The organism is Intrasporangium chromatireducens Q5-1 (assembly GCF_000576575.1).
Taxonomy (GTDB): Bacteria; Actinomycetota; Actinomycetes; order Actinomycetales; family Dermatophilaceae; genus Intrasporangium_A; species Intrasporangium_A chromatireducens.
The window spans coordinates 1-9,309 of record NZ_AWQS01000154.1 but is presented as its reverse complement, the minus strand read 5'-3'; the positions used below and the strand labels follow the sequence as shown (position 1 = coordinate 9,309).

Here is a 9,309-nt window from a genome sequence, read left to right as displayed (position 1 = left end):
CTCGATCGGGAGTGGCGCACGCTCGATCGGGAGGGTTCGGCTCGCGCTGGGCGGGGAGTGCGGCTCGCTAGAGTGCCGGGGTGACCATCGCTTCTGGCATCGGCTCCTGGCCCGGCACCTCCATCCGGGATGCGCTGAGCCAGGTCCGCGAGCTGCTCGACGGCCACCTGCCCTACCTGCCCGAGCTGCCCGAGCGCGGCCCCGGCGCCGACCTCGTCGGACGCACCGCCGGGCTCCTCGTCGAGTTGCCCGTCGACCTGCAGCCCATCGGCTGGCGCCTCGTCGACCGTCCGGGCCGGGACGCGAGCCGCACCGCCGCCCTGTGGCGCGAGGACCTTGACGAGCTGGCCGAGGCCTTCGACGGCTACACCGGCGAGCTCAAGCTGCAGGTCGCCGGTCCCTGGACCCTCGCGGCCGGCGTGTGGCTGCCCCGGGGCGAGCGCGCCGTCGTCGACGAGGGGGCATCGCGAGACCTGACCGACTCCCTCGCCGAGGGCGTCCGACAGCACCTCGGCGCCGTCCGGGGCCTCGTGCCCGGCGCCGAGCTCGTCCTGCAGGTCGACGAGCCGTCCCTCCCGGCGGTCCTCGAGGGCCGGCTGCCGACCGCGTCAGGCTTCGGTCGCCTCCGAGCCGTTGACCCGCAGCAAGCGCTCGCCGCGCTGCGCACGGTCCTCGCTGCCCACGACGGCCGGACCGTCATTCACTGCTGTGCCGACCGACCGCCCCTGCCCCTGCTGCGGTCGGCGACGCCGAGCGCCCTCAGCGTCGACGTGACGCTCCTCGGCCCGCGCGGGTGGGAAGGCATCGCGGTCGCGGCGGAGAGCGGCATACGACTCCATGCCGGGGCCGTCCCCACTGACGGGTCGCGGACTCGCGCGCAGGAGGTGGCGGACGCGATCGTGGAGCCGTGGCGTCGTGTCGGTATGCCGCTCAGCTCGCTCGCTGACGTCGGGGTTACCCCGGCGTGTGGCTTGGCGGGGCGTACGCCGGAGACCGCGCGCACGGTGCAGCGGGCGGCGGTCGAGGCGGCGGCGGAGCTCGCCGAGCGCTCGGCCGCCTAGCTCGTCAGAGCGCCGAGCCCTTCTGGTAGCTCGCCCAGCCGAGGTTCCAGTCGGCGTAGCCGTTGCCCATCGTCATCGGCTTCTTGGTGCCGGTCGTCTCGACGACGTCGCCGATCTTGAAGTTCTGGTAGACCCAGGCGCCGTTGGCGTCGCTCATGCCGGTGCAGCCGTGGCTGACGTTCGCGCGTCCCTGCGAGGCGACCGACCAGGGCGCGGTGTGGAGGAACTCACCGGAGTGCGTCAGCTGCAGGGCGTACTTGACCGGGGTGTCCTCGTACCAGTTCTTGTCGCCCTTCCTGAACCCGATCGTCTCTGCCTTCATGACGATGTTGGTCACCTTCGCCATGATCACCTTGACGCCGGAGCGCGTCTCGAGGCCGGGGCGGCCACCGGTGACGGGGATCGTCCTGACCTTCTTGCCGCTGATGTAGACGTCCATCATGTCGGTCTTGAGGTTGACCTTGGCGATGACCGAGCGGCCGACGGTGAAGTCGGAGGTGCGGGTCCACTGGCCGTAACGGCCGTTGCCCGCCGGCACGCCGTTGAGGTTGGCCTCGACGTGGACCTTGGTGCCGGGCTGCCAGTAGCTCTTCGGGCGCCAGTGCACCTCGCGGTCGGAGAGCCAGTACCAGGAGCCGGCCTGGGCCGGGCTCGAGGTGACCTTCATGTGCTTCTCGAAGGTGGCGCGGTCCTTGACCGGGAGGTCGAAGGTGACGATGACCGGCATGCCGATGCCGACGACCTGGCCGTCACCCGGGGTGACGGTCACCGCGATCTGGTCATCGAGGGTGAGGTCCTGGGTGGTGAACGTCTGCTCGCGGGTCGTCTTGTCGCCGGCCTCGTCGGTGGCGTTCATCTTCAGGGTGTACGTGACGCCCGGCTCCAGCAGGTCCTTGGCCGTCCAGACACCCGACTCCAGCCAGCCCTCGGCCGGCACGACGTTGCCCTTCTTGCTCTTGTAGGTCATCGAGACCGACGTGAGGTCGCCGTGCTCCGTCTTGGCGGTGACGCGGGTGCTGACCGGGACGGCCGTCGACTCGTCCTTGGGGTCGGTCACCCAGCTGACCGCCGGCGTGGTGGGGGTCGGGGTGCTGCTCGTCGCCGGGGCCGCGGCGGCGGACCGGGTCGCGGTGGCCTTGCCACCAGCGTTCGCCGTGGCGTTGCATCCGGACAGGCCGACCATGGCGAGAATCGCCAGGCCTGCCGCCATGGACTTCGATCGACTGCTCAGCTGCACGCGCCGTCCCCTCGAGAGATGTGGCCCCCTGCACCTGCGCACAGCTTCGGCCCGTTACCACACGTTCCAACCCCCAGTGTCGCCGATCGGTGACCCGATCGCCAAAACGTGCGCACCGGCGCGCCGCGCACCCGTCGAGTGAGCGCTTACTCCGGTTGCGAACCGTCGACTGAGCGCAAACTCCGGTTGCGAACCGTCGACTGAGCGCCAACTCCGGAGTTTGCGCTCACTCGACGTGATGGGGTCAGGCGTCCGGGGGGGGCGTGCACCTCCCGGCGGAGGATCTTGCCGGTGGGTCCCTTCGGGAGCTGGTCGAGGAACCACACGTGGCGCGGGTACTTGTAGGCCGCGATCCGGTCCTTGACGTACTGCTTGAGCTCGTCGGCGGTGACCGTCGATCCTGCTCGAACCGCGACGGCGGCACCGATCTCCTCACCGAAGGTGGCGTCGGGCACCCCCACGACCGCCGCCTCGGTCACGTCCGGATGGGTGTAGAGCACCTCCTCGACCTCGCGCGGATAGACGTTCAGCCCGCCGCGGATGATCATGTCCTTCTTGCGGTCGACGATCGTGTAGTAGCCGTCCTCGTCGACGGTCGCGAGGTCGCCGGTGCGGAACCAGCCGTCCGGGATCGCCTCGGCCGTGGCCTGGGGCCGGTTCCAGTAGCCCTTCATCACGTTCTCGCCGCGGATGGCGATCTCCCCGATCTCGCCCGGGGCCACCTCGTTGCCCTCGAGGTCGACGAGACGCATCTCGCAGCCGGGGATGGCGCGCCCGATGGTGCCGGGCCGGGACGGCCGGTCGAGCATGTTGAACGATGCGACCGGCGAGGTCTCGGAAAGGCCATAGCCCTCGAGCACCCGGCAGCCGAACTTCTCCTCGAACCTGCGGAGCACCTCGACCGGCATCGCGGAGCCGCCCGAGACGCAGGTGCGCAGGCTGGAGGTGTCGGCCGCGTCGGCGCTCGGGTGGTTGAGCATCCCGGCGTACATCGTCGGCACGCCCTCGAAGATCGTGACGCGGTCGCGTGCGATCACCTCGAGGGCGGTGCCCGCGTCGAAGCGGGGGATGAGGGTCAGGGTGGCGCCGGCCAGCATCGCCGCGTCGAGGGCGCAGGTGAGCCCGAAGACGTGGAAGAGCGGCAGGCACCCCATGATGACGTCGTCCTCGCCGATCTGGATGATGTCGAAGGCCGACCGCTCGGCGTTGCGCCGGAGGTTGAAGTGGGTGAGCTCGGCTCCCTTGGGCTTGCCCGTCGTGCCAGACGTGTAGAGGATCACGGCCGTGTCGTCGTCGGCCCGCTCGTGCACCGCCTCGAGCGCCGGCGCCTCGTCGAGCTGGCCCTCCGCCGGGCCCGTCGGCCCGCAGACGACGATCCGCGTGCCGGTCTGGGCCGCGGCCTTCTGGGCCTCCTCGGCGAAGTCGGGCCACACGAAGGCCACCCGGGCGCCGGAGTCCTCGAAGAAGTACTCGATCTCGCCCGCCTTCAGGAGCGGGTTGAGGGGCACGACGACGCCCCCGGCCAGGAGCGAGCCGTAGAAGGTGACGGGATAGGCCGGGACGTTGGGCAGGATGAGCGCGACCCGGTCGCCCGGCCCGATGCCTGCCGCCCGGACCTGGCCGGCGAGGTGGGCCGCTGCGCCCCGCAGCTGCCCCCACGTGAGGGCCGCTCGGTCGAGGGTGATGGCCGTCTTGTCCGGCAGCCGGTCTGCGGTGTCCGCGAGGGACGCGGCGAGGTTGGTCATGGGACGCTCCTTGACGTCGGTGTCTGCGCCGATGTTACCGGCGGGTCGGCTGGCAGGATGGGCGGGTGACCCAGACCGAGCCGAGCGCCGAGCCGACCGCCGACCCGACCGCCGACGTCGTCCCCGCCGAGGTCCACCGCGAGTGGACCGACCTGGCCGAGCAGGCCCGGGCGGCCCAGTTCGCCTACTACGTCCGGGACGCCCCGACGATCAGCGACGCGGAGTACGACCAGGTCATGCGCCACCTCAGCGCCCTAGAGGAGGAGTGGCCGTCGCTACGCACGCCGGACAGCCCGACGCAGCAGGTCGGCGGCACCGCCTTCGCCACGGGGTTCGAGCCGGTCGACCATCTCGAGCGGATGCTCAGCCTGGACAACGTCTTCTCCTTCGAGGAGCTGCGCACCTGGTCCGAGCGCGTGGAGCGGGAGGTCGGTGACGGCTCGAGCTTCCTCACGGAGCTGAAGATCGACGGCCTCGCGGTCAACCTGCTCTACGAGAACGGCCGGCTGACGCGGGCGCTGACCCGCGGTGACGGACGCACCGGCGAGGACGTCACGAACAACGTGCGGGCGGTGAGCGGCATACCGTCGCGGCTGACCGGCGCGTCGCTGCCCGAGCTGGTCGAGGTCAGGGGCGAGGTGTTCTTCCCGACCGAGGCGTTCGCCGACCTCAACGCCAGCCTCGTCGAGGCCGGCAAGGCGCCGTTCGCCAACCCCCGCAACGCCGCGGCCGGGTCCCTGCGGCAGAAGGACCCCCGGGTCACGGCGAGCCGCCCGCTCCGGATGCTCGTGCACGGCATCGGGGCCCGACGCGGCTTCGAGATCACCCGGCAGAGCCAGGCCTACGAGGCGCTGCACGGCTGGGGGCTGCCCACCTCCGACGAGTACCGCGTGGTCGAGGACATCGCCGCGGTCGAGGAGTACATCACCTACCACGGAGAGCACCGTCACGACCGGTCGTTCGACATCGACGGCGTCGTCGTCAAGGTCGACGAGATCGCGCTGCAGCGCCAGCTCGGTGCCACGTCGCGAGCTCCCCGCTGGGCGACCGCGTTCAAGTACCCGCCCGAGGAGGTCAACACCAAGCTGCTCGACATCCGCGTCAACGTCGGGCGCACCGGGCGGGTCACGCCGTATGGCGTCATGGAGCCCGTCGTCGTCGCGGGCTCGACCGTGGAGCAGGCCACCTTGCACAACGCGTACGAGGTCGAGCGCAAGGGCGTGCTCATCGGCGACACCGTCGTGCTGCGCAAGGCGGGCGACGTGATCCCCGAGATCGTCGGACCGGTCGTCGACCTGCGCGACGGGACGGAGCGGCGGTTCGTCATGCCGACCGAGTGCCCGTCCTGCGGCACGCCGCTCGCCCCGGAGAAGGAGGGCGACAAGGACATCCGGTGCCCGAACTCGCGGTCCTGCCCGAGCCAGCTGCGCGAGCGGCTCTTCGGGCTGGCGTCGCGCAGCGCGCTCGACATCGAGGCGCTCGGCTGGGAGGGCTCGATCGCGCTGCTCGAGTCGGGCGTCATCCACGACGAGGGCGACCTGTTCCCGCCAGCGCCGGGGAGCCCGCGGGCGGGGGAGTACGGCCTGACCCGCGAGCGGCTCTCCCGCGTCGGCCTCTACACGCGCGCCGCGAAGAAGACCGACCCCGAGGACCACATCGTCGACGGGCGGGTGCTCTCCGCGAACGGGGAGCGGCTCCTGACCGAGCTCGAGAAGGCGAAGACCCAACCGCTCTGGCGAGTGCTCGTGGCCCTCTCCATCCGGCACGTCGGCCCGACGGCCGCACGGGCACTGGCGAGCCACTTCGGCTCGATGGGCGCGATCCGCTCCGCGACGACCGACGAGCTGGCGCACGCCGAGGGCGTCGGCGGCGTCATCGCCGAGTCGGTCTCGCAGTGGTTCAGCGTGGACTGGCACGACGCGATCGTCGAGCGGTGGGCGGACGCCGGAGTCCGCATGGCCGACGAGCGGGACGAGTCGATCCCGCGCACCCTCGAGGGCAAGACGGTGGTCGTGACCGGGTCGCTCGAGGGCTTCTCCCGCGACGAGACCAAGGAGGCCATCATCAGCCGCGGCGGCAAGGCAGCCGGCTCGGTCTCGAAGAAGACCGACTGGGTCGTCGTCGGGGCCAACGCCGGGTCCAAGGCGGCCAAGGCCGAGGAGCTCGGCCTGCCGATCCTCGACGAGGAGCAGTTCGTCCGGCTGCTGGCGACCGGCTCACCGGACTGACGTCGGACGCGACGGGCGTCCGGGCGCTTCCCGCGCCCACCGAAGGGCGATGTGGTGTCGGCCCACATGAGGTCCCGAGGTGTGTGCGGCGCACCCGTGCCCCGCGTCTCACGCCCTCCTAGGCTGTGGCGAGGTCGGCCGAACCCGGTCGCCCGAACGAATGCACGAGGAGGTGCAGGTGAGCGCGTCAGCGGCCCTGCTCGAGACCCACGACCTGACGCGGGACTTCCGCGGCTTCACGGCCGTCTCCAAGGTCAACCTCAGCGTCGCCGAGGGCACCGTGCACGCGCTCGTCGGCCCGAACGGCGCCGGCAAGACGACCCTGTTCAACCTGTTGACCGGGTTCCTCCGGCCCACCTCGGGACAGATCCTCTTCGACGGACGCGACATCAGCGGCCTGCCGCCGGAGAAGATCGCCCATCTCGGAGTCGCGCGCTCCTTCCAGATCACCAGCCTGTTCGACCAGCTGTCGCTGCGCGAGCACCTCGAGCTCGCCCTCGCCAGCCCGACCGGCCTCACGACCCGGTTCTGGCAGTCCGTCAAGCGTTTCGGTCGGTTCCGCGACCGGTCGATGGAGCTGCTGGACCGGGTCGGTCTCGCCGACCGGGCCAGCGTGCCGGCCGGGGCGCTCGCCTACGGCCAGAAGCGGGCCCTCGAGCTGGCCATCGCCATGGCGCTCGACCCCAAGCTGCTGCTCCTGGACGAGCCCACCGCCGGGATGGGCATCGAGGACGTCGACCGCACCATCGAGCTGGTCAAGCGGATCGCGGCCGGCCGCACCGTCGTCTTCGTCGACCACAACATGCACGTCGTCGGCTCGCTCGCCGACCGCGTCACGGTCCTGCAGGCCGGCCAGATCCTCGCGGAGGGCCCCTACGACGAGGTCCGCGCCGATCCCCGAGTCGTCACCGCCTACCTGGGGGAGTCCCATGCCTGAGTCCACCGAGGTCGCCACCGGCCGCCCCCGCGCCGCGTCGAGTGACCGCCCGCTCCTCGACGTCGTCGGCGTCTCGGCCTGGTACGGCGAGGCGCGCGTGCTGACCGACGTCAGCCTCGACGTGGCCCCCGGCGAGGTCGTCACGCTCGTCGGGCGCAACGGCGCGGGCAAGACGACCCTGTTGCGCTCCGTCATGGGGCTGCACAAGCAGGCCCAGGGCTCGATCACCTTCGACGGCCTCGAGGTGACGAAACGATCCGCCGACGCACGGGCCCGGCTCGGCATGGGCTGGGTCCCCGACGACCGCGGCATCTACGCCACGCTGTCGGTGGAGGAGAACCTCCTGCTGCCGCCCGTCGTGCACGACGCCGCCTGGCCGATCGAGCGGGTCTACGAACACTTCCCCGTGCTCCACGAGCGTCGAGACTTCCCGGGCACGAAGCTGTCCGGCGGCGAGCAGCAGATGCTCGCCATGGCCCGCGTCCTGCGGATGGGCGCGCGACTGTTGCTGCTCGACGAGCCGAGCGAGGGCCTGGCCCCCGTCATCGTGCAGCGCATCGGCGAGATCATCCGCGAGATCAAGGGCCAGGGAGTTGGCGTCCTGCTCGTCGAGCAGAACGTCAAGTTCGCCTCGACCGTGGCGGACCGGCACTACCTGCTGGCGCAGGGAAGGGTCGTGGAACACCTCGACAACGAGGAGTTCCAGGCCCGCGAGAGCGAGTTGCTCACCTATCTCGGCATGTGACGCCGGGACCAACCAATCACCACCACACCCCAGGGAGGGGACATGCGCAGCAGGACATTCACGGCGCCTCTGGCCATCGCAGCCACGGCGTCACTCGCACTCGCGGCATGCGGCAGCGCGGGCGGGCCGCAGAGCGGCGGCGACAGCAAGCTGACCGACGGCAAGGTCGTCATCGGCCTGCTCAACGACCAGTCGGGCGTCTACAAGGACCTGTCCGGACCCAACTCCGGTGTCGCCATCCAGATGGCGATCGACGACTACAAGGCCAAGTACGGCGACAAGGCCGTCGCGAAGGACATCGAGCTCGTCCAGGCCGACCACCAGAACAAGGCCGACGTCGCGAACTCGAAGGCCCAGGAGATGTACGACCGCCAGAAGGCCGACATCATCCTCGACGTGCCCAACTCGGCGGCGGCCCTCGCCGTCGCCACGCAGGCCAAGGCCAAGAAGAAGCTCTACATCAACATCGGTGCGGGCACGACCGCCCTCACCGGCGACCAGTGCAACAAGTACACCTTCCACTGGGCCTACGACACCGCCATGCTCGCCAAGGGCACGGCCGGCACGATCACCAAGGAGGGCGGCAAGAAGTGGAACATCGTCTACCCGGACTACGCGTTCGGGCAGGACATGAACAAGTCGTTCACCGAGGAGGTCAAGGCGGCCGGCGGCACCGTGGGCCAGTCGATCCCGGCCCCGTTCCCGAACGACAACTTCGCCACCTTCATCACCAAGGCCGGTGAGGGCAACCCCGACGTCATCGGCACGATGAACGCCGGAGGCGACCTCATCAACTTCGTCAAGCAGTTCAACCAGAGCTCGGTCAAGGGCAAGGCCAAGCTTGCCGTCGGCCTGATGTTCATCACCGACATCCACTCGCTGGGTGCGGACCAGTTCGCCGGCACCCAGTTCACCGACGCGTGGTACTGGAACTTCGACGACACGAACAAGAAGTGGGCCGACCGCTTCAAGGAGAAGACGAACACTCGTCCGTCGTTCGCGCACGCGGCGAACTACTCCGCAGCGCTCAACTACCTCGAGGCGGTCCAGGAGGCCGGCACCGACGACGCCGACGCTGTCGTCGGGAAGCTCGAGGGCAAGAAGATCAACGACGTCTTCCTCCGCGACGGCGAGGTCCGCAAGGCAGACCACAACGTCATCCACGACGGCTACCTCGCCGAGGTCAAGAAGCAGAGCGAAGTGACCGAGGAGTGGGACCTCGAGAAGATCGTCAAGACGATCCCCGCTGCCGAGCTCTACGGCGACCCCAACCCGGCCTGCAAGCTGAGCTGACCCGACAGCAGAACCCAACGGTCCCGGGCGTCGTCCGGCCGGTCACCACAGGCCGGCCGGACG

General features: G+C 70.3%; 7 protein-coding genes. 5 read left to right on the top strand and 2 right to left on the bottom strand.

Annotation, left to right across the window (positions count from 1 at the left end; all coding sequences use genetic code 11):
* Positions 1 to 80: 80 nt before the first annotated feature.
* A complete protein-coding gene (locus tag N864_RS15530) occupies positions 81 to 1,061 on the top strand; it encodes a uroporphyrinogen decarboxylase/cobalamine-independent methonine synthase family protein (protein WP_034718752.1) in 981 nt (326 codons plus the stop codon).
* 4 nt (positions 1,062 to 1,065) lie between these two features.
* Here N864_RS15530 and N864_RS15525 read toward each other — a convergent pair whose 3' ends face one another.
* Entirely contained in the window at positions 1,066 to 2,298 is a 1,233-nt protein-coding gene (locus tag N864_RS15525) for a L,D-transpeptidase (protein WP_240474354.1), read from the bottom strand.
* 146 nt (positions 2,299 to 2,444) lie between these two features.
* On the bottom strand, positions 2,445 to 4,043 hold the full coding sequence (locus tag N864_RS15520) for a long-chain-fatty-acid--CoA ligase (RefSeq protein ID WP_081793932.1): 1,599 nt from the start codon (positions 4,041 to 4,043) through the stop codon (positions 2,445 to 2,447).
* Between the two features lie 65 nt (positions 4,044 to 4,108).
* Here N864_RS15520 and ligA point away from each other — a divergent pair, with 65 nt between their 5' ends.
* The 4 genes from ligA to N864_RS15500 all read left to right on the top strand — a co-directional run bounded on the left by ligA (position 4,109) and on the right by N864_RS15500 (position 9,246).
* Positions 4,109 to 6,271, top strand: a complete 2,163-nt coding sequence (ligA, locus tag N864_RS15515; protein WP_051518663.1) for an NAD-dependent DNA ligase LigA — start codon at positions 4,109 to 4,111, stop codon at positions 6,269 to 6,271.
* A gap of 178 nt (positions 6,272 to 6,449) precedes the next feature.
* Complete coding sequence (locus N864_RS15510; protein WP_034718758.1) at positions 6,450 to 7,208, top strand: ABC transporter ATP-binding protein; 759 nt, start codon at positions 6,450 to 6,452, stop codon at positions 7,206 to 7,208.
* On the top strand, positions 7,201 to 7,953 hold the full coding sequence (locus tag N864_RS15505; RefSeq protein WP_051518661.1) for an ABC transporter ATP-binding protein: 753 nt from the start codon (positions 7,201 to 7,203) through the stop codon (positions 7,951 to 7,953). The genes N864_RS15510 and N864_RS15505 overlap by 8 nt, the downstream gene beginning before the upstream one ends.
* Positions 7,954 to 7,995: 42 nt before the next feature.
* On the top strand, positions 7,996 to 9,246 hold the full coding sequence (locus N864_RS15500; RefSeq protein WP_034718747.1) for an ABC transporter substrate-binding protein: 1,251 nt from the start codon (positions 7,996 to 7,998) through the stop codon (positions 9,244 to 9,246).
* The last annotated feature ends 63 nt before the right edge of the window (positions 9,247 to 9,309 follow it).